Genomic DNA, 20,932 nt, shown 5'->3' on the forward strand with positions numbered 1-20,932 from the left:
ATTAGCCCCCCATGGGAAGCGGGAGGGGGACGAACAGCGACAGCAGCATCACCAGCACCACGGCCCCGGTCATCGCATCAAACCGATCAAGGAACCCACCGTGGCCGGGGATAAGGCCAGAACTGTCTTTGACCCCAGTGCGCCGTTTTATCCAGCTTTCGGCAATATCGCCCATTTGCCCTGCAAAGGATACGAGCGCGGACAGCACGATAATGCCCGCAGGCGCATAGCCCAAATACCAAAACGCAGCGCCCACGACCCCTGCCCCCATCCAGCCCGCAACCGTGCCGGACCATGTTTTCTTCGGGCTGATCGCAGGCCAGAATTTTGGGCCGCCAAGGATACGCCCGGCGAAATAGCCCATCACATCACTGACCACCACCACCATAACCAACCAAACAATGGCAGGCGTGCCTGCATCATTGCGCAGCGCAATCAGGCCAAAACCTGCGACCATCACAGCGGCGGCCCAAAGCGTGGCCAACCTGCGGTCGCGCCGCCCGGTTAGCGCAAAAGCAATTGCGGGCACCAGCAGCAGAGCGGAGGCATATTCACGCGGGGAAATCAGCGTGAGGGCCAAGCAAACTGCGCCAAGCACACCCAGACTGGCCGACACCCGGCCCGGCGGGCGGCGGCGCGGGCGGTCATCGCGCGGGGCTGCTTGCGGCCGGGTCATGGCGCCAAGTTCCCACAGCATAAAGCCTGTGAGGAAGACGATGAGGATGGAAAAGGTTGGCCCGCCCGCCCAGATTTCCAGCGCCGCGATGGAGGCCATCACAAGGGCCGACAACATGCGCGGGCGAAGATCGGACCAGCGGTTGGGGTTGGCGGTCATGCAGGCACCCCGCCAAAACGGCGTTCGCGGTTGCCAAAGCGGGCAAGAATGGTGGCGAGTTCTTCGGGCGAAAAATCGGGCCACAAGGTGGGGGTAAATTCATATTCGGCATAGGCCGATTGCCAGACCAGAAAATTGGAGGTGCGGGTTTCACCCGAAGTGCGAATGACCAGATCGGGGTCGGGGATGTCACGGGTGTCCATCCGGTCGGCCAGTGCGGCCTCGGTGATATCGCAAGGCTCCAGCCGCCCTTCGGCGACCTCAATCGCCAAAGCGCGGGTGGCGCGCAACAACTCGTCGCGCCCGCCGTAGTTGATGGCGACCGTCAGGTTGAGGCGGGAAAAGCCAGCGGTGCGTGCCTCTATCCCCGCCATGAGACGTTGCAATTTGGGGTCGAGTTTGGAGCGGTCGCCAATAAAGCGCATCCGCACCCCTTCGCGCGACATACGTTCCGCCTCGCGTTGGATATAGCGGGCGAAAATCGCCATGAGGCCAAGCACTTCCTCGGTCGAGCGTTTCCAGTTTTCGGTGGAAAACGCATAAATGGTCAGCCATTTGATGCCCAAATCGGGTGCCGCCGCGACGATTTGTTTGACCCGTTCCGCACCTTTGCGGTGACCCACAAGGCGGGGCCAGCCGCGATTGGTTGCCCAGCGGCCATTGCCGTCCATGATAATGGCGACATGTTCGACAGGATGGGATTTAAGATCTGATGCGGACAAGGGAGCGGCCCTTTGCTGGTTAAAAGGACCGTTTAGACCTGCATAATCTCTTGCTGTTTGACCTCAAGCGCTTTGTCGATGGCGGTGATGGCTTTGTCGGTCAACTCTTGTACAGCGCCTTCCCAGAATTTCTGATCATCTTCAGAAATCCCATCGTTTTTGGCCTTTTTGATTTGGTCCATCCCATCGCGGCGGATGTTGCGGATGGAAACCTTGGCGCTTTCGGCATATTGGCCCGCGACCTTGGTCAAGCTGCGGCGGCGTTCCTCGTTCAACTCGGGGATGGGCAGCATGATGATGGTGCCGTTCAGTTGCGGGTTGATGCCAAGGCCGGATTCGCGGATCGCCTTTTCCACTTTGCCAACCAGCCCTTTGTCCCAGACGTTGATGGTGACCATGCGCGGTTCGGGGACGTTGACGGTGGCGACTTGGTTCAAAGGCGTCATGGCGCCGTACGCATCGACCATGATCGGGTCGACCATAGAGGCAGAGCCGCGCCCGGTGCGCAGCGTGCCAAATTCCACGCGCAAGGAGGCGTGGGCCCCATCCATCCGGCGTTCCAGATCATCGGTATCCAGCATGAAATCATCGGCCATTGGTCAATTCCTTATCGTAAACTGCAGGTTATATAGCGCGGGGCGTGGGGTCTGTATAGGGAGGGCGGGTTAGCCATGCACCTTGGTATAGGTTCCACGGCCCGCAAGGATGCCGCGAAAGCCGCCCGGTTCATCAAGCGAAAACACGATGATGGGCAGGTTGTTGTCACGGGCAAGGGCGATGGCCGAGGCATCCATAACGCCGAGGTGTTTTTGCAGCACTTCGTCGTAGGTGACAGTGTCATAGCGTTTGGCATCGGGGTATTTTTTGGGGTCTTTGTCGTAAACGCCGTCCACCTTGGTGCCTTTATAGATCGCCTCACAGGCCATTTCATTGGCGCGCAGGGTGGCTGCCGTATCGGTGGTGAAATAGGGGTTGCCGGTGCCTGCGGCGAAAATGCAGACGCGTTTCTTTTCAAGGTGACGCACAGCGCGGCGGCGGATGTAGGGTTCGCAGACTTGGTCCATCGGAATGGCGGAAATCACGCGGGTGTGGATTTTAAGGTCCTCAAGCGCTGCTTGCATGGCCAGCGCGTTCATCACGGTGGCAAGCATGCCCATATAATCGGCGGTGGTGCGTTCCATCCCTTGCGCTGACCCTTGGAGGCCGCGAAAGATGTTGCCGCCGCCGATGACCATGCAGATTTCAACGCCCAGATCGTGGACGGATTTCACCTCTTGGGCGATGCGGGCCACGGTGGGCGGGTGGAGGCCATAGCCTTGGTCGCCCATCAACGCCTCACCCGAGATTTTCAGCATGACGCGGCCGTGGGTGGTCATGGAGGTATCGGCGAGGTTGATCGGCATGCTGGTGTCCTGACTGCTGGGTGGCCTTTCGCGCGATAAGTGTGGGCGTGCGGGCCTTGCGGGGGTTTATCTGGCGGTTAAAATGTCGCAAAACGGCGGCGGGTTCAACCAAGGAAGCGGCGGTTTTGGCGCAAAAGGGTAGCGGGAGGCTGTTTGCCCCCTCTTGGCCTTGCGGCCAATTCCCCCCCAAAGGTATTTTTACCAAGATGAATGACGGATTTGAGATTGGGTCCATCCCCGCCGCCCGGCCCGTGTTGATTGCGGGGCCGACGGCGAGTGGCAAGTCGGCGCTGGCGGCTGCGATTGTGGCGCAAGGCGGCGGGGTGATTGTGAACGCGGATGCGTTGCAAGTGTACGGCTGTTGGCGGGTTTTGACGGCGCGACCGTCGATTGCGGAGGCGCGCGCCCTGCCCCATGCGCTGTATGGGCATGTGGGGGCTGGCGACGATTATTCCGTGGGGCATTGGTTACGCGAGGTGCAAGGCGAGATTGCGCAAGGGCTGCGCCCAGTGATTGTCGGCGGGACGGGTTTATATTTCAGCGCCTTGACCGATGGGTTGGCCCAAATACCCGCGACACCTGCGGCGGTGCGGGCGGTGGCGGATGCGCGCATGGCCGCAGAAGGGGTCGCGGGCCTGTTGGCCGAGCTGGATGCCGCCACAACGGCGCGCATTGATATCCAAAACCCGGCGCGGGTGCAGCGGGCGTGGGAGGTGTTGACAGCCACGGGGCGCGGGTTGGCGGCGTGGCAAGACCAGACCGGGCCTGCAGTTTTACCATTGGATGCGGTGACAGCGATTGTTTTGCGCCCGCAGGTGGATTGGCTGAACGCACGCATCGACCAGCGGTTTGACACGATGATGGCGGAAGGCGCGTTGGAGGAGGCGCGCGCGAATTTGGCCGATTGGGTGCCAACCCGTGCATCATCACGCGCGATTGGCGCGCCGGAGTTGATTGCGCATTTGCGCGGTGACTTGGATTTGGACGCGGCGGTGGCACAGGCGAAACTGGCATCACGACAATATGCCAAACGCCAGCGCACTTGGCTGCGCAACCGAATGAAAGGCTGGATCCCGCTGGATCCGGGGGTATAGCCGCGCGATTTATTGCCAAAGCTGTGGATAGGTCTGTGGACGGGTTCGATTTGGGCAAGTTTGTGCTTGGGTAAGGGCGCGGGCGCAGCATACCATTTGGACAACCTTAGGATATATTCATGCTTGACCCGGCCCCCCCATCAAACCTACGCTTGATCGCCATTCCCCGGCTGGCCGCCAATGGCCGCTGGCGGGTGGAGGCGATGCGCGCGCTATCCGAACCGATGCTGCTTTGGGTCACCAAAGGCCAAGGGCGGATTACGATTGCCGGATCGACGCGGGGCTATACCGCCAACAATGCGGTGTTCATTCCGGCAGGGGTGATGCATGGGTTTGAGGTGGGGCCGCAAGTGTTTGGCACCGCCGTTTTTTTTGGCAAATCCTGCGATGTGATCTTGCCCCGCGTGCCGCATCATTTGCGCATCCGCGAAACCCATGCGCAACAAGAGTTGAACATAACGCTGGATGCGATTTTGCGCGAAATGAACAGCACCACGCCTGCGCATGACCGCGCAACGCGGCATTATCTGGGGCTGCTAGGGGTGTGGTTGGAGCGTCAAGTGGACAAGGCGGGCGATGAGGTAAAGCGCCCGGACGCCGCCCACCGATTGGTCGCGCGCTATTCCAGCCTGTTGGAACGCAATTTTCGGTCCGGCATGGGGGTTGGGGATTTTGCAGGGGCGCTGGGTGTGACGCCCACGCATTTGACACGCTGCTGCAAGCTGGCCTGCGGCAAGCCTGCATCGGCATTGTTGCAAGATCGCTTGATCTTTGAAGCGCGAACCTTGCTGTCGGAAACACGGATTCCGGTGGGGCAAATTGCGGGTGCGCTTGGCTTTGCCTCGCCCGCGTATTTCACCCGTGCGTTTCAGCAAAAAACCGGCAAGTCCCCGTCGGCGTTCAGAAAAGAGCCTTGATCGGTTGCATCGCGCAGCTTCGCGGTCTAAAAACGACACATGTCGTTTTTAGACCGTTTCCTGCGGCCATGTCGGTTTCAACAGCCCAAGCGGCGAAACCAACCGTTGACCACCGGGCAAATCCGTGCGGAAATGACGCGGCACGAGGACAATTCACGAGCCTTGCCAAATTATAAAAACGATTCTCCTCTTGGGCCGGTCGGTTCAAAGAGGGAGACACACAGTTCAGGGAGAAGCTTATGACCCATACGACCGTTACCGCCAAAGGCGTTCATCCGGCGGCCATCGCCTATGCCGCCGAAGTTGAGGCTGGCACATTGAGCCGCCGTGAATTTTTGACCCGCGCCTGTGCGCTGGGTGTGGCGGCCCCCGCCGCGTATGGCCTGCTTGGGCTTGCAGCCCCCGTAGAGGCGCAGACAGCGACCCCCGTCATGGGTGGCACGCTGCGCATGGAAATGAGCACGCGCGGTTTGAAAGACCCCCGCACGGCGGATTGGAGCGAGATTGCTTGCTTTACCCGCGGTTGGTTGGAATATCTGGTGGAATACAACAGCGATGGATCCTTGCGCGGGATGCTGCTGGAAAGCTGGTCCACCAATGACGATGCGACCGAATACACATTGAAAGTGCGTCAGGGCGTGAAATGGTCGAATGGCGATGATTTCACCGCCGAAGATGTGGCCAATAACATCACCCGCTGGTGCGATGGCAATGTTGAAGGCAACTCGATGGCCGGGCGTATGGCCGTTATGGTTAACCCAGACACCAAGACCGCCAATGAAGGCGCGATCACGGTTGTGGATGCCAGCACTGTGCTGCTGAAACTGACCGCGCCAGATATTGCGATGATTGTTAGCATGGCGGATTATCCGGCAGGCGTGGTCCATGCGACCTATGACAACGGCGATCCATCGGTGAACCCAATTGGCACTGGCCCCTATATGCCAGAAACCAATGAGGTTGGCCTGCGCCAGACCTTGGTGCGCAATGCAGATCACACATGGTGGGGCACAGCCGTCTATGGCGGGCCGTATTTGGACAAGATTGATTATCTCGACCTTGGCACCGATCCATCGGCAACCGTGGCCGCAGCAGGTTCGGGCGAGATTGATTCGACTTATCAGACCACCGGCGATTTCGTCGATATTCTGGACGGGCTTGGCTGGACGAAAAGCGAAGTTGTCACATCCTCTACCTTGACCGTGCGGTTCAACCAAGACGCCGAGGAATATAAGGATGTGAACGTGCGCCGCGCCTTGATTATGGCGGTGGACAACAATGTTATTCTGGAGCTGGGCTATAACGGCCTGGGGACCACGGCAGAAAACCACCATGTTTGCCCGATCCACCCAGAATACGCTGAATTGCCACCCGTTGTGACCGACCCGGCCGCAGCGCTGGCGATGTTGACTGAAGCGGGCAAGGCCGATTTCGAGTTTGAATTGAAATCGGTGGATGATGCCTGGCAAGCGGCCACCTGTGACGCCGTTGCGGCGCAGATGCGCGATGCGGGGATCAAGATCAAGCGGACAGTGTTGCCCGGTTCGACCTTTTGGAACGACTGGACCAAATACCCGTTTTCTGCGACCGAATGGAACATGCGCCCGTTGGGTGTGCAGATTTTGTCGCTGGCCTACCGCACGGGCGAAGCATGGAACGAATCCGCGTTTTCTAACGCAGAATTTGACACGCTTTTGGCCGAAGCAAACTCCATCGCGGATGCGGACAAGCGCCGCGTGGTGATGAAGCGGATCCAAGAGATCATGCAAGAGCAAGGCGTGTTGATCCAGCCATACTGGCGTTCGTTGTACCGTCACTATGACCCAAAGGTGAAGGGCGCAGAAATGCACCCAACGTTTGAGCATCACCACTATAAGTGGTGGATCGCCGCGTAATCGAACTGGCAGGGGCGGCCATGCGCCGCCCCATTGCCGTCACGATGTGCCACCGCCGCTGCGCGCCCACCGCCCGCATTCCCCGTTTTTGTCCCGCCACTCTTGCCGCTGTGCAAGGGAAGGATAAACTATGCTGATGTTTTTGCTGCGTCGTTTTGGGATCATGGTGCTGACCGCATTGTGCCTGACGTTTATCGTGTTTTTCTTGACCAACCTGACCCCCAACCTTGAAAAACTGGCCCGGTCCGAAGGGTCGGTGCGCATGAGCGATGAACAGGTCACAAGCTGGCTGGCGCAGAACGGCTATGCGCAGCCTTTGGTCGTGCGCTATGGCGAATGGCTGGGCGTGATGCCGGGCTGGACGGTTAGCGGCGCTGAGGGCGTGACTGGACGCTGCATCGACAGCGCCACCCCGGCCGAGGCTGCACCGCGGTTTTGTGGCATTATACAAGGGGATTGGGGCCAATCATCGGTGTTCAAACGCCCCGTATCCGAGATTTTGGGCCGCGCCTTGGGGGCGACGGGCTGGTTGATGCTGTGGGTGATGATCGTCATGGTGCCGTCTGCGCTGGCGCTGGGCGTGTTGGCGGGGATGCGCGAAGGGTCACGCACCGACCGTGTGTTGTCGACCGTGGCCATCGCGACCACTGCCACACCGGAATATGTGTCTGGCGTGATCTTTATCGTGATATTCGCAAGTGCGACCGCAGGCGTGTCACCGATGCTGGCAGAAATGGGCTGGATTGAAGGGCGCACCTTGTTCCAAGGCACCGCGACCAGTGCGATGGACAACATCACATTTTGGAATTTTGGCCTGCCTGTGATCACTGTCGCACTTTATGGCATGGGCTATATCGCGCGCATGACCCGCGCCTCCATGACCGAGGTGATGACCGCGCAATATATCCGCACCGCCCGTTTAAAAGGCGTCCGTTTCCGTGACGTGGTGATCCGCCACGCCCTGCGCAACGCGCTGATCGCGCCTTTCACCGTCATCATGCTGCAGTTTCCTTGGCTGCTGAACGGTGTGGTGATCGTCGAAACCCTGTTCAATTACAAAGGCTTTGGCTGGACGCTGGTGCAAGGGGCGGGCAACAACGATATCGAATTGCTGCTGGCCTGCTCCGTTGTTGCTGTGATTGTCGTTCTGGTCACCCAGCTGATTTCTGACATCGGCTATGCGCTGCTTAACCCCCGTATCCGGATTTCCTGAGGAGGACCCCCACATGGAACCGATTGGCTGGGGCGGCATATTCGCCCGAATGATCATCCAGTTCTGGCCCGTTTGGGCCGCCCTTATCATCACCTTTGCTGTGTCGATCCATTACCGCCGCCGCCTTGGTCTTTATGGCAAGCTGTTTGACAGCACCGTGGGGATGATCGGCTTTGGCATCGTAATGTTCTGGGTCTATACCGCGTTTTTCGCCGATATCATCATCACCCATGACCCGCTGGGCCAATTGTCCAGCATGAAAAACAAACCACCGGGCACGGCCGCCCCCGATGGCAGCACCTATGCCTATTACCTTTTGGGCGGTGATAACCTTGCGCGCGATGTGTTCAGCCGCATGGTGATGGGCGCGCGCCGCGTGCTGGCAATCGCCCCTGCAGCGACGATGTTTGCCTTTATGGTCGGTATCACGCTTGGCCTGCCTGCGGGCTATTTTGCGGGCAAGCTGGACACGGGCCTGTCGTTTCTGGCCAACCTCGTGCTGGCGTTTCCCGTCATCTTGCTGTTCTACCTGCTGGTCACTCCGGAAATCCGCGACACCGGCATCCCAACCATCCTTGCCGCTGTGCTGTTCATCTTTCCGATCATCTTTCTGGTCACGCTGTTCAACAGCCGCTATTTCACCAATCCAAACCGGCGCAACCTTTATGTCGGGGTCACGCTGGTGCTGGGCCTTTGGGCCTATTCCGGCCTTGCCTTCAACGCCGACCCGTTGGGCGTTTGGTCGATGGACCCCAACCTGCTGAATGTTTTTGTCGCGGTGGTGTTTGTCAACGCACCCACAGTGTTCCGCATCGTGCGCGGCATTGTTTTGGACCTGAGATCACGCGACTATGTGGCGGCAGGCCAAACGCGGGGCGAAGGCGCGTGGTATATCATGCTGTGGGAAATTCTGCCCAACGCCCGCGGCCCGCTGATCGTCGATTTCTGCCTGCGCATCGGCTACACCACAATCCTTCTCGGCACACTCGGCTTTTTCGGCCTTGGCGTTAGCCCTGAAAGCCCGGATTGGGGCTCCACCATCAACGATGGCCGCCGCTTGCTGTCCATCTTCCCTGCCCCCGCCGTGGTGCCGGCAATTGCATTGATGAGTCTGGTCCTCGGCCTCAACCTGCTCGCCGACGGCCTGCGCGAAGAAAGCATGAAAGACTGATGCCTTTTTCTGTTTGAAAATATCCTCGGGGGTCCGGGGGCAGATAGCCCCCGGCGCTTGTCGCATGGACCTGCACCGACATGGGAGAGTGAGATGACAACCAACACCGAATGGGACCCGTCCCAACCGATCCTCGAAATCACAAACCTGTCGATTTCCTTTTTTACACGGCTGCGCGAAATCCCGGCGGTGATGGATTTTTCCTGCACCGTGATGGCGGGGGAGGCGATGGGGCTGGTGGGCGAATCTGGCTGCGGCAAATCCACCGTGGCGCTGGCCGTGATGCGCGATCTGGGCAAAAATGGCCGCATCGTTGCTGGCTCCATCAAGTTCAAAGGCCGCGATTTGACCCATATGGGCGAGGAGGAGCTGCGCAAAATTCGCGGGTCCGAAATCGCGATGATTTACCAAGAACCCATGGCCAGCTTGAACCCCGCCATGACCGTGGGCGCGCAATTGGCCGAAGTGCCGATGATCCATGAAGGCATGTCGAAATCGGACGCGTGGAAGCTGGCCCGCCAGATCGTCGCCGATGTGCGCCTGCCCGACCCCGACCGCATCGTGGACGCTTATCCGCACCAACTGTCTGGCGGCCAGCAGCAACGCATCGTGATTGCGATGGCGTTGATGTCCAAGCCCGCGCTTTTGATTTTGGATGAACCCACCACCGCATTGGATGTGACCGTGGAGGCGGGGATTGTCGATCTGGTCAAAGAATTGGGCAAGAAATACGGCACGTCGATGCTGTTTATCAGCCACAACCTTGGGCTGGTTTTGGATGTCTGCAACCGGTTGTGCGTGATGTATTCCGGCGAGGCGGTGGAAACGGGCAATGTGGGCGAGGTGTTTGATAAAATGCGCCATCCCTATACCCAAGCGCTGTTCCGCTCTATCCCCTTGCCCACCGCCGATAAAAACTCACGGCCCCTGGTCGCAATCCCCGGCAACTTTCCCCTGCCCCATGAACGCCCGAACGGGTGCAATTTTGGCCCGCGTTGCGATTATTTTGAGGCGGGGCGCTGCGATGCAGGCGAAGTGCGGATGGGCGACACAGGCGGCGATCGCCACGCCTCGCGTTGCGTGAAGTTCGCAGAAATCGACTGGGACGCGCCTTTGGTGGCTGTGAAAAAGCAGGAAAAAACGCCGGTTGGCGATGTCGTGCTGAAGATGGAAGATTTGCGCAAATACTATGAAGTGTCAGGCAGTTCGCTGTTTGGCGGCGGCGCGCAAAAGGTGGTGAAAGCAAACGAAACCCTGTCGTTTGAAGCGCGCGAAGGCGAAACGCTGGCAATTGTGGGCGAAAGCGGTTGTGGAAAATCCACTTTTGCCAAGGTCTTGATGGGTTTGGAAACGGCCACCAGCGGCAAGATTTTTCTATACAATCAAGACATTCAAGACACCCCGATTGAAAAGCGCGCGGTTGATACCGTGTCATCCGTGCAGATGGTGTTTCAAAACCCGTTTGACACGCTGAACCCGTCGATGACCGTGGGCCGCCAAGTGATCCGCGCGCTGGAAATCTTTGGCGAGGGCGCAGATGACGCGGCGCGCCATGCCCGGATGCTGGAGTTGTTGGACCTTGTGAAACTGCCGCGCGAATTTGCCGACCGGATGCCGCGCCAACTTTCGGGCGGGCAAAAGCAGCGCGTGGGCATTGCGCGTGCCTTTGCGGGCGATGCTAAAATCGTGGTGGCGGATGAACCGGTATCGGCGCTTGATGTGTCGGTGCAGGCCGCCGTGACCGATTTGCTGATGGAAATTCAGCGCAAAAACCGCACGACCTTGCTGTTTATCAGCCATGATCTGTCCATCGTGCGCTATTTGTCGGACCGGGTGATGGTGATGTATCTGGGCCATGTGGTTGAACTTGGCACCACAGACCAAGTGTTTTCGCCTCCCTATCACCCCTATACCGAGGCGCTGCTGTCTGCCGTGCCCATCGCCGACACAAAGGTAATAAAAAAGCGGATTGTGCTGGACGGCGATATTCCGTCCGCAATGAACCCGCCGCCCGGTTGCCCGTTCCAAACGCGTTGCCGCTGGAAATCACAAGTGCCAGATGGGTTGTGCGAACGCGAGGTGCCCCCCGTGCGGCATTTGGCGACCGGACACCAGATAAAGTGCCATTTGTCGGATGCGGTGCTGGCAGAGATGGAGCCGGTGATTACGATGAAAGAGACGTAAGGGGCGTTTGTACAGGAAGACCCAAATGAAAATTCGCGCGCTGGAACCGACTGACCGCGCGATCTGGCAGCAGTTCATGGATGACTATGCCACGTTTTACAAAACGGCGGTTCCCGACGGGGGGCATGACCGGGTTTGGGCTTGGATTTTCGACCCCAACAATGACTTTTGGTGTGATCTTATCTTTGATGACGACGGAAATTCGTTTGGCTTTATGCAATATCAGCTGATGCACAGATCGCTTGGCGGCACGATGGTGTGCTATCTTAGCGATCTATACGTTAGGCCCGATGTGCGCGGCACAGGTGCGGGGCGCGCGATGATCGACCATGTGATTGCCTTTGCAAAAGGGCGCGGGTTGACCAATGTGCGTTGGCTGACCCAAGAGTATAATGACACCGGCAGGCGGCTGTACGACACTTACGCGCCCAAATCGGATTTCATCCTGTACAGCCTGCCGGTCTAAGGCCCCCCAATCAGAACCGCTGATCGGGGTCTTTGGACGCCTTGTGTTTACGCAGGCGGCTTGGCGTGTGGAACTTCTTATCTTTGAACGGGTTTTTGTCACCTTGGCCCCGCAGCATGATGCGGATGGGAGTGCCCGGCATGTCGAAATGGTCGCGCAAGCCGTTGACCAGATAGCGTTTATAGCTTTCCTGCATCAAATCGGGGTGGCTGCACATCACCACAAAGCCCGGGGGCCGCGTTTTGACTTGGGTCATATAGCGCAGCTTGATGCGGCGACCACCGGGGGCTGGTGGCGGGTGCGCCTCGGTCATAGCGCCCAGCCACGTGTTCAGGCGGTTGGTGGGGATGCGGCGGTTCCAGATGTCATGCGCGCGGATGATGGCATCGTGCAGACGGTCAAGGCCGCGGCCGGTTTTGGCGGAAACGGTGACCAAAGGCGCGCCGCGCAGCTGGGGCAGCAAACGTTCGAAACTTTCGCGCAGCTGCGCCAGTTTGTCCTGCTTTTCATCCTCTAGGTCCCATTTGTTCACGGCGATCACCACCGCGCGACCTTCGGTTTCGGCGTAATCTGCGATGCGCAAATCCTGTTGTTCAAACGGGATTTCCACGTCCAGCAGGACCACAATCACCTCGGCAAAGCGCACGGCGCGCAAGCCATCAGACACCGACATTTTTTCCAGCTTGTCCGAAATACGAGCCTTTTTGCGCATGCCTGCGGTGTCAAAAATCCGGGTGGGGGTGCCGTACCAATCAGATTTCACCGAAATCGCGTCACGGGTGATGCCTGCCTCCGGCCCGGTCAGCAAGCGATCTTCACCGATGATTTTGTTGATCAAGGTGGATTTGCCCGCATTGGGTCGGCCGATGACAGCAATTTGCAGTGGCTTTTCATGCGTGGGCTTGTGCCATTCTGGATCGGCCTCTTCGTCCGCCTCATCCTCGGGGATGTCGATATCGACCAAGGGGGCATCCGCCTCGGCGCGTTCGGTAAATTCGTCGCCGATGGGGCGCAGGATGTAATAAAGATCGTCGATGCCTTCGCCGTGTTCTGCAGACAGCCGCAGGGGTTCGCCAAGGCCAAGGGCCCACGCCTCCACAGCGCCACCATCGGCGGCTTTGCCTTCGGCCTTGTTCACGCCCAAGATCACCCGCGCGCCTTTTTTGCGCAGGATGTCGGCGAACACCTCATCGGTCGCCGTGACGCCCACGCGCCCGTCGATCAAGAACAGGCACACGTCGGCCATATCAACCGCGCGTTCGGTCAAGCGCCGCATCCGGCCTTGCAGGCTGTCGTCGGTCACGTCCTCTAGGCCCGCCGTGTCGATCACGGTAAAGCGGAGATCAAAAATCTTTGCATCACCTTCGCGCAGGTCGCGGGTAACACCGGGTTGGTCATCAACCAACGCCAATTTGCGCCCGACAAGGCGGTTGAACAGGGTGGATTTGCCCACATTGGGGCGGCCGACTATGGCGAGAGTAAAGCTCATCTTGGCCCCTCCGGGGGCTTATATCAGATCATCAAGCCGTTGCCATACACGGATGGGCGGTCAACGGAAAGCGTGAAGTTGCCCATTGCCCGAAACCACATACAGAACGCCGCCTGCAAGGGCGGGGGCTGCCGCCGCACCGCCTGGCAGTTGGGTGGTGGCTGTCAGCGCGCCATCGGCGGGGTTGAACATGCGGATCAATCCATCGCCCGACACGACGACCAACCGCCCACCCGCCAGCACAGGGCCATAATGGGCGGTGATTGCCTTGCGTTTTTTTGGCTTGTCGGTGTCGAAATAAGGCATGTCAACGGACCAGATCGCGGCCCCGGTGGCGGCATCAAGGCGCACCAGTTTGGCCTGATCGGAAATCAGGAAAACTGAGCCGCCAACCGGCAACACCGCGCCATAAGCCGCCTCGCGGGCGGACCATTTGACCGTGCCCGACGTGGTTTCCAGCGCCGAGATGCGCCCGCTTTGATTGCCGATATAGGTGGTATCACCCGCAATCACGGGGTCGCCCGCAATGTCTGTTACGCTGGTATAGCCGCGCCCCAACCGTGCGCCCGCGATATTTGCGGACCACAGTTGCACGCCGCCGATTTTCAGCGCCGCAATCACTTGGCCCGACCCATTGGGGAACAAAACAGCCCGCGCCCCAACCGCCGGAGAGGCGGAGGCGATGATGCCCGTGCGCGATGGAGCCCCTGTAACTTGCCATTGCACCTTGCCGGTTTTTGCGTCCAGCGCCCAGCCCGTGCCATCGCGCGCCCCAACATAAACCACGCCATCCGCCACTGTTGGCGTGCCCGCCGCAACCGCGCCAAGGTCTTGACGCCAGATCACCCCACCTGTGGCAGGGTCCATTGCCACCACCTCGGCATAGCCAGTGGTCGCGAACAAACGCCCCCCGCCATAGGCGATGCCACCGCCCGATACGGGGTTGCCGCGCGCGCCTGCGGGCATCACGTTGGCGGTCCACAGTTTCGCGCCTGCGGTGGACACGGCGGAAATATCATTGCTGGCATCCATCGCAAACACCCGACCATCGGCCACGATGGGGGATGCGGTGATGCGGTATTTGCGGCTGTTGCCACTGCCAATATCAGCCGACCAAAGCCGCGCGGGGGCCGCAGACAAGGCGGCGTGCGGCATCAGATGTTCGGCGTTACCTGACCGATGTGTCCAATCGGCATTGGCGCGGGCGGCGGGCAGGCTGATGGGCAAGGATTGGTTTTCGATTTGGCCAAAGGTGTCGGTCGGTGCCGCCTCCCCCTCCACCGCGAGGGATTGGGCCAAGGGGGTGCGCGCGTCAAACCGTTCCCCTTGCAAAATAACCTCTTTTTCGCAGCCTGCAAGCAGCATCAGCCCCACCATCACGCCCAAAGTTTTGCCCAATGGGGTTCGCGTGTCAAAGAAAGAGGTCATATGCTGTCTGCCTTTGTCCTGCGCCGGTTGCGCGGTATGTTCCATCGCCCGCGCGGTGAAAGCAAGCCTGTTTGGCCACCCCATCCCGCGCATGGCGTCTGTTTCAGCCTTCGGCGGTTTGTCCGCCCAAGGCAGTGATCATTTGGCCGGCACGCCCGCGCAAGCCTGTGGGCGCCTCTTGGTCGGCTGAAAGCGCGCGCAATTGGGTGATCGCGGCGTCGATATCGCCCGCCTCGACCAGCAAATACGCGAGTTGTTCCAGTGCGAGGGTGCGGAACGGGCGGCCCGGAATGGTCAAGGGTTCCAGCGCCGCGCGCCGGGTGGCCACGTCTTGGTCCGCGCCCGCCACGATCACACCGCGCAGCACCGCCAAATCGCGGTAGTTTTGGTCGATGGTCGTGTCGGCTGCCACGGCGGCAAGGGCTGCCAATGTGGCCGCTTTGTCACCCGCAGGATCGGACGCCACCAGCATTTTTTGCAAAGCCAATTTGCTAGGCACGCCATTGGCGGCACTTTCGGCCGCCGCAAGGGCTGTGCGGCGTTCGGCGGGGGTGGGTTGGTCCAGCGCCGTCAGCAGCGTGTCGCCAAATGCCTTGGCCGCGGTGGCGCGGTTGGCCTTTTGCCATTCGCTGTAGGCCGCACCGCCCACGATCACCACCACCAGCAGTAGTGCGATCCATCCGTATTTACGAAACAGCATGAACAAGCGGTCGCGGCGGACCTCTTCGGTGACCTCGTCGATAAAGCTGTCTGGATTGCTCACGCTTGTCTCCCTAATCTTTGCACCCGTCTTACACGCAAGCCTGTGGCCTTGCCAAGCCCTGCCCCTGTGCTTGGCGGGCCTGCGCCCTTGGTTGGGCCAATTTTTTCGCCTCTTTGGCGCAGATTTGACTGCGCATTTGCGGTTGTGCTGTGATACCCCGACCAAAACCACCGTATATTGCGGCATGGGGCCAGAAAGTTTAATCTAAACCACATGGTCTAGCGTAAAAATAATAAGCGTAAACATGATGCGCACCCCCTGCCCCACCCGGCATTTGCCCGGTCAGTGGAGATTTCAACCGATCCTAAGGACACGACAAACAATGCGCATCGTTCCCATTATTACCGCCGTTCTGGTCACGCTGGCCCTGTTTTTCCTTGTGTTTCAACGTGACCGGCTGATCGCCTTTGCCACCGGGGAGCAGACTGCCCCCGCCACCGATGCAGCCGACAACGCCCCCCCCGCAGCAGAGGCAGCACCCGAGCGCCATGTCTCAGTCTTGGTGCAGCGCAGCGCGGCCCAGTCAGTGGATAACATCATTTTGGCACGCGGCCGGACGGAAGCCGCGCGCCAAGTGGAGGTGAAATCAGAAACATCCGCGCTTGTGGTGTCCGAACCGTTGCGGCGCGGGGCCTATGTGACGGCGGGCCAGCCGTTGTGCGTGCTGGACACCGGCACCCGTGCCGCGCAATTAAAAGAGTTTGAACAGCGCTTGTTGGAGGCGAAAAGTCGGTTGCCCGAGGCCGAAGCGCGGGCCGTTGAAGCGGCGGCACGTTTGACCGAGGCCGAAATCAACGGCGCAGCAGCGGTGCAACTGGCCAAAGGTGGGTTTGCATCCGACACGCGGGTGGCCGCGACCACAGCGGCGGTGGAAAGTGCCCGCGCAGGCGTCAATTCCGCGCAATCGGGCGTCAGTGCGGCGGCGTCTGGCGTTTTGGCGGCAGAGGCGGCGGTGGAAATGGCCGCGCGCGAAATTGGCCGTTTGACCCTGACCGCGCCATTCGACGGTTTGTTGGAAACCGACACGGCGGAACTGGGCGCATTGTTGCAACCCGGTGCGCCCTGCGCGACCGTGATCCAATTGGACCCGATCAAGCTGGTGGGGTTTTTGGCCGAAACGGATGTGGACAAGGCCAGCGTGGGCGCAATGGCGCGCGCGCGCCTTGCATCGGGGGCAGAAACGGCGGGACGGGTAACGTTCCTGTCGCGGTCTGCGGACCCCGCGACCCGCACCTTTCGGGTGGAGGTGACTGTCGCGAATGAGGCGTTGACCATTCGGGACGGGCAAACCGCCGAATTGATGATCGCGGTGGAAGGTAAGCCTGCGCATTTGCTGCCCGGATCGGCGTTGACGTTGAACGACGACGGTCGGTTGGGCCTGCGCGTGGTGGACGCAGACAGCCGCGCGGTGTTCGTGCCCGTGACTTTGTTGCGCGATACGGTGGACGGGGTTTGGGTGACAGGGCTTGATGACAGCGTCGATGTCATTGTGGTGGGCCAGGAATTTGTCACCGACGGCGTCGCCGTGGATGTGACCTTTAAGGAGCCGACACCATGATCGGGATTATTGATTGGGCCGCAAACCGGGCCCGCATGGTGGTTGCCTTTGTGATCTTGTCCGTGCTGGTCGGCGCGTTCGCCTATACCACCCTGCCCAAAGAGGGCGAGCCGGATATTGAAATTCCTGCGCTGTTCGTATCGGTCCCCTTCCCCGGCATTTCGGCGGCAGACAGTGAGACTTTGTTGGTCAAAGTGATGGAGACGGAGCTGTCGGGCCTTGATGGATTGAAATCCATGAATGGCACCGCATCGGAAAACTATAGCGGGATCGCGCTGGAATTTGAATTTGGCTGGGACAAGACCAAAGTTATCGCCGATGTGCGCGACAAGATGAACACCGCCGAGGCGAAGTTTCCCGCCGGGGCCGATAAATATTCGATCAACGAAATCAACTTTTCCGAATTTCCCATCATTATCGTGGCGCTGACGGGTAATGTGCCCGAACGCACGCTGCTGCGCGCGGCCACCGCGATGCAGGACCGGATTGAAGGCATGGACGCGGTGTTGAAGGCCGAATTGGCCGGCCACCGCGATGAGATGTTGGAGGTGGAAATCGACCCCCTACGGCTGGAGGCGTATAACGTCACTGCCGCAGACCTGATTTCGGTGGTGCGCAACAATAACCAATTGATCGCGGCGGGTGAGGTGGAAACCCCCAACAGCGCCTATGCTGTGAAAATTCCATCGTCGTTCAACACACCCGCGCAGGTTTATGCGCTGCCCGTCAAGGTGAACGGCGACCGCGTGGTGACGCTGGGCGATCTGGCCGATATTCGCTTGACGTTTGAGGACCGGATGGGCACCGCCCGCTTTAACGGCGAAACGACGGTGGCCATTCAAGTGGTTAAGCGCAAAGGGTTCAACCTGATCGACACCGCCGCTGAGGTCCGCCGGCAAGTGGAGTTGGAGCGCACAAGCTGGCCGCAGGAGATGCAAGAGGCCGTGCAAGTGCGCGCCTCATTGGACCAGTCAAGCCAAGTGGAAAGCATGGTTGGGCAATTGGAAGGGTCGGTTTTGACCGCGATTGCGCTGGTGATGATTGTGGTATTGGCCTCGCTTGGCACACGGTCGGCGTTGCTGGTGGGGTTTGCGATTCCCACATCATTTTTGCTGTGTTTCGTGTTGCTGGCGGTGATGGGGATCACCGTGTCCAACATTGTGATGTTCGGCCTGATTTTGGCCGTGGGTATGTTGGTGGACGGTGCCATTGTGGTGGTGGAATATGCCGACACCCGCATCGCCGAAGGTGCAGGGCCGATGGCCGCCTATACCGAGGCCGCAAAACGGATGTTTTGGCCGGTGGTATCGTCGACCGCAACCACGCTTTGCGCGTTCTTGCCGATGCTGTTTTGGCCCGGCGTTCCGGGTGAATTTATGGGCATGTTGCCCGTCACGCTGATCTTTGTTCTGTCAGCTAGTTTGATCGTGGCGCTGGTGTATTTGCCCGTGCTGGGCGGCGTGTCGGGGCGCATCAGCCGCCGGTTTGACGGTGCCGCAGCAATGCTGTTGCCCCTGCCCTATTGGGTGCGCGCGGCACTGGTGGTGCCTGCGATGTACATGATATTTTTGGGGGCGATGCAGGCATTGAACCCGGCCTATTTGTTGGGCGCGGCGGCCCCGACCGGGGCGCTTGCGGTGCTGCCCGGCGCTTTGTTGTTCATTCTGGGGGCGGTTGTATCGTCGATCACTTTGACAGCGGCGCAGCGCCCGGCGAAACCGCGCAAGATTGTTGGCAGCTATCGGCGCACGCCGTTTGGCTATTTCACCAAGGTGATTGCGGGCAATCCAGTGATGCCGGTCGTGTCGATTGTTGCGGTTTTGATGTTCGTTGGTTTCACCTTTTCCTATTTCGGAACCCATTCCAAAGGGGTGGAGTTTTTCGTGGAATCCGAAACTGAGCAGGCGATTGTGTACGTCCGTGCGCGTGGAAATCTGTCACTGACGGAAAAGGACGATTTGCTGCGGCAGGTGGAGGCAGTGATTTTACGTACCAAAGGCGTGGACAGCGTGTTCGCCTTTGCGGGCGCTGGGGGCCTGAATTCCAACAACGGTGGGGCCACGGCACCACTGGACACAGTGGGTCAGGTGCAGGTGGAGATGATCCCATGGGCCGACCGCGCCGACCAACCCGAATTGGACGGCGATGTGGTGTTGGCAAAAATACTGGCGGAATTGGCAACCATTCCCGGCATCCAAACCGAGGCGTTAAGCCAAAGTCGCGGGCCTGCGGGTGGCAAGCCGATCCATCTGCGCCTGAAGGGCGATGATTTCACCCAGATCGCCGAAGGCATCAAGCTGGTGCGCACCAAGATGGAAACGATGCCCGCGATTTTCGGGATGGAGGATACGCTGCCCCTGCCCGGCATTGACTGGCAAATTGATGTTGATGTGGAAAAGGCCGGGAGGTTTGGCGCGGATGTGGCGACTGTGGGCGGCATGGTGCAGCTGGTCACGCGCGGGATTTTGCTGGACACGATGCGGGTGGACAGTTCGGACGAGGAAATTGAAATCCGCGTGCGCTTGCCCGAAGAATACCGCGTGTTGTCCACGCTGGACACGCTGAAACTGCGCACGCGCGATGGGTTGGTGCCTTTGTCTAACTTCATCACCCGCACGCCCGTGCAAAAGCTGGGGCGCATCGACCGCGTCGATCAAACCCGCTATTTTGACATCAAGGCCGATGTGACGCCGGGTTTTGTTGCTTTGAAAGAAACCGCAGATGGGCCGATCATTGGCACCGCCAGTGCGCGCGCGGCGGATGCCACGGGAACCGCCTTTCTGGAGGGGGGCGATTTTGGCTATGATCTGGTCAGCATGACCAAACCGCTGGCCGGTGTGGCAAAAGACGACCTGATTATTGAGCCGATCAATGCCAATGAACGCATCGCCGTGCTGACGAAATGGTTGACCGAGGCGAAACCTTTGCCCACAGGTGTGGAATGGGAATGGACCGGCGACCAAGAGGAACAGGCCGAAAGCGGCGCGTTTTTGGCAAAAGCCTTTGCAGGCGCGCTGGGGTTGATGTTCATCATTCTGCTGGCGCAATTTAACAGCTTTTACAACGCGTTCTTGGTGCTGATCGCGGTGGTGTTGTCCACCACAGGCGTGTTGATCGGGATGTTGGTGATGGACCAAACATTCAGCATCATCATGACCGGTACAGGAATTGTCGCGCTGGCGGGGATTGTGGTGAACAACAACATTGTGTTGATCGACACCTATCAAGATTTCAGCCGCTATATGCCCAAGATTGAGGCGATCATTCGCACCGCCGAACAGCGCATCCGCCCGGTTTTGCTGACAACGATCACCACCATGGCGGGGCTTGCGCCGATGATGTTCGGGTTAAGCCTTGATTTCATTGGCGGCGGCTATTCCATCGACAGTCCAACCGCGATGTGGTGGAAACAGCTGGCAACGGCGGTGGTGTTTGGCCTTGGCATCGCGACCGTACTGACGCTGATCTTTACCCCTGCGCTGTTGGCGCTGCGGGTGTGGTTCAGCATTGGCGCATATCGCAGTGTGGCCGCGATTTCGGCCCTGTCACGCGGCACAAGCAGTGAAGCGGCGCGCGATATCGCGTTGAACCGCGCGGCACGCAAACTGCGGTCGGTGTTGCTGGTCTGGGATGACGAACCGCCTGCCGTACCGCCTGCAACTGATGCAGACGCAAATACGGGCCGGGTGCCAACGCAAGGCATGCCGCCCTTGCGCGCGGCGGAATAACGCGGGCGCAGGGAAACATCAGGGGCGCGTGGATAATCCCGCGCGCCCCATCCCAAAACTGCCGCA

General features: G+C 59.6%; 16 protein-coding genes. 9 read left to right on the plus strand and 7 right to left on the minus strand.

Annotation, left to right across the window (positions count from 1 at the left end):
* Position 1: 1 nt before the first annotated feature.
* The 4 genes from BMY36_RS05280 to pyrH form a co-directional block, all read right to left on the minus strand.
* The gene (locus tag BMY36_RS05280; protein ID WP_050519096.1) at positions 2-835 is read right to left on the minus strand and encodes a phosphatidate cytidylyltransferase; all 834 of its coding nucleotides are present in this window, start codon (positions 833-835) and stop codon (positions 2-4) included.
* Positions 832-1,557: a polyprenyl diphosphate synthase gene (gene uppS, locus BMY36_RS05285; RefSeq protein WP_050519097.1), complete on the minus strand. Its 726-nt coding sequence runs from the start codon at positions 1,555-1,557 to the stop codon at positions 832-834. Before uppS ends, BMY36_RS05280 begins: the two co-directional genes overlap by 4 nt.
* Positions 1,558-1,589: 32 nt before the next feature.
* Positions 1,590-2,153: a ribosome recycling factor gene (gene frr / locus BMY36_RS05290; RefSeq protein ID WP_050519098.1), complete on the minus strand. Its 564-nt coding sequence runs from the start codon at positions 2,151-2,153 to the stop codon at positions 1,590-1,592.
* 69 nt (positions 2,154-2,222) lie between these two features.
* Positions 2,223-2,960, minus strand: a complete 738-nt coding sequence (pyrH, locus tag BMY36_RS05295) for a UMP kinase (protein WP_082224791.1) — start codon at positions 2,958-2,960, stop codon at positions 2,223-2,225.
* Positions 2,961-3,166: 206 nt separating this feature from the next.
* Between pyrH and miaA the strand changes: the two genes are divergently transcribed.
* The 7 genes from miaA (at position 3,167) to BMY36_RS05330 (ending at position 11,900) form a co-directional block, all read left to right on the plus strand.
* Complete coding sequence (gene miaA / locus BMY36_RS05300) at positions 3,167-4,054, plus strand: tRNA (adenosine(37)-N6)-dimethylallyltransferase MiaA (protein ID WP_050519130.1); 888 nt, start codon at positions 3,167-3,169, stop codon at positions 4,052-4,054.
* 119 nt (positions 4,055-4,173) lie between these two features.
* Entirely contained in the window at positions 4,174-4,971 is a 798-nt protein-coding gene (locus BMY36_RS05305) for an AraC family transcriptional regulator (RefSeq protein WP_050519099.1), read from the plus strand.
* A 239-nt stretch (positions 4,972-5,210) separates the two neighbouring features.
* Positions 5,211-6,866: an ABC transporter substrate-binding protein gene (locus BMY36_RS05310; protein ID WP_050519100.1), complete on the plus strand. Its 1,656-nt coding sequence runs from the start codon at positions 5,211-5,213 to the stop codon at positions 6,864-6,866.
* 130 nt (positions 6,867-6,996) lie between these two features.
* Positions 6,997-8,079, plus strand: a complete 1,083-nt coding sequence (locus tag BMY36_RS05315; RefSeq protein ID WP_050519101.1) for an ABC transporter permease — start codon at positions 6,997-6,999, stop codon at positions 8,077-8,079.
* A 13-nt stretch (positions 8,080-8,092) separates the two neighbouring features.
* A complete protein-coding gene (locus tag BMY36_RS05320; RefSeq protein WP_050519102.1) occupies positions 8,093-9,250 on the plus strand; it encodes an ABC transporter permease in 1,158 nt (385 codons plus the stop codon).
* 93 nt (positions 9,251-9,343) lie between these two features.
* Complete coding sequence (locus BMY36_RS05325) at positions 9,344-11,434, plus strand: dipeptide ABC transporter ATP-binding protein (RefSeq protein ID WP_050519103.1); 2,091 nt, start codon at positions 9,344-9,346, stop codon at positions 11,432-11,434.
* A 25-nt stretch (positions 11,435-11,459) separates the two neighbouring features.
* The gene (locus BMY36_RS05330) at positions 11,460-11,900 is read left to right on the plus strand and encodes a GNAT family N-acetyltransferase (RefSeq protein ID WP_050519104.1); all 441 of its coding nucleotides are present in this window, start codon (positions 11,460-11,462) and stop codon (positions 11,898-11,900) included.
* Between the two features lie 10 nt (positions 11,901-11,910).
* On the opposite strand, the gene der is transcribed toward BMY36_RS05330, so the two are convergent.
* The 3 genes from der to BMY36_RS05345 form a co-directional block, all read right to left on the minus strand.
* Positions 11,911-13,389, minus strand: a complete 1,479-nt coding sequence (gene der, locus BMY36_RS05335) for a ribosome biogenesis GTPase Der (protein WP_050519105.1) — start codon at positions 13,387-13,389, stop codon at positions 11,911-11,913.
* Positions 13,390-13,449: 60 nt separating this feature from the next.
* The gene (locus tag BMY36_RS05340; protein WP_074818472.1) at positions 13,450-14,817 is read right to left on the minus strand and encodes a PQQ-like beta-propeller repeat protein; all 1,368 of its coding nucleotides are present in this window, start codon (positions 14,815-14,817) and stop codon (positions 13,450-13,452) included.
* A 103-nt stretch (positions 14,818-14,920) separates the two neighbouring features.
* A complete protein-coding gene (locus tag BMY36_RS05345) occupies positions 14,921-15,580 on the minus strand; it encodes a tetratricopeptide repeat protein (protein ID WP_050519106.1) in 660 nt (219 codons plus the stop codon).
* 322 nt (positions 15,581-15,902) lie between these two features.
* Here BMY36_RS05345 and BMY36_RS05350 point away from each other — a divergent pair, with 322 nt between their 5' ends.
* Both BMY36_RS05350 and BMY36_RS05355 read left to right on the plus strand, forming a co-directional pair.
* The gene (locus BMY36_RS05350; RefSeq protein ID WP_050519107.1) at positions 15,903-17,138 is read left to right on the plus strand and encodes an efflux RND transporter periplasmic adaptor subunit; all 1,236 of its coding nucleotides are present in this window, start codon (positions 15,903-15,905) and stop codon (positions 17,136-17,138) included.
* Entirely contained in the window at positions 17,135-20,866 is a 3,732-nt protein-coding gene (locus BMY36_RS05355; RefSeq protein WP_083393776.1) for an efflux RND transporter permease subunit, read from the plus strand. The genes BMY36_RS05350 and BMY36_RS05355 overlap by 4 nt, the downstream gene beginning before the upstream one ends.
* Positions 20,867-20,932: the final 66 nt, after the last annotated feature.

It is taken from the genome of Pseudorhodobacter antarcticus, assembly GCF_900110135.1.
GTDB lineage: Bacteria > Pseudomonadota > Alphaproteobacteria > Rhodobacterales > Rhodobacteraceae > Pseudorhodobacter > Pseudorhodobacter antarcticus.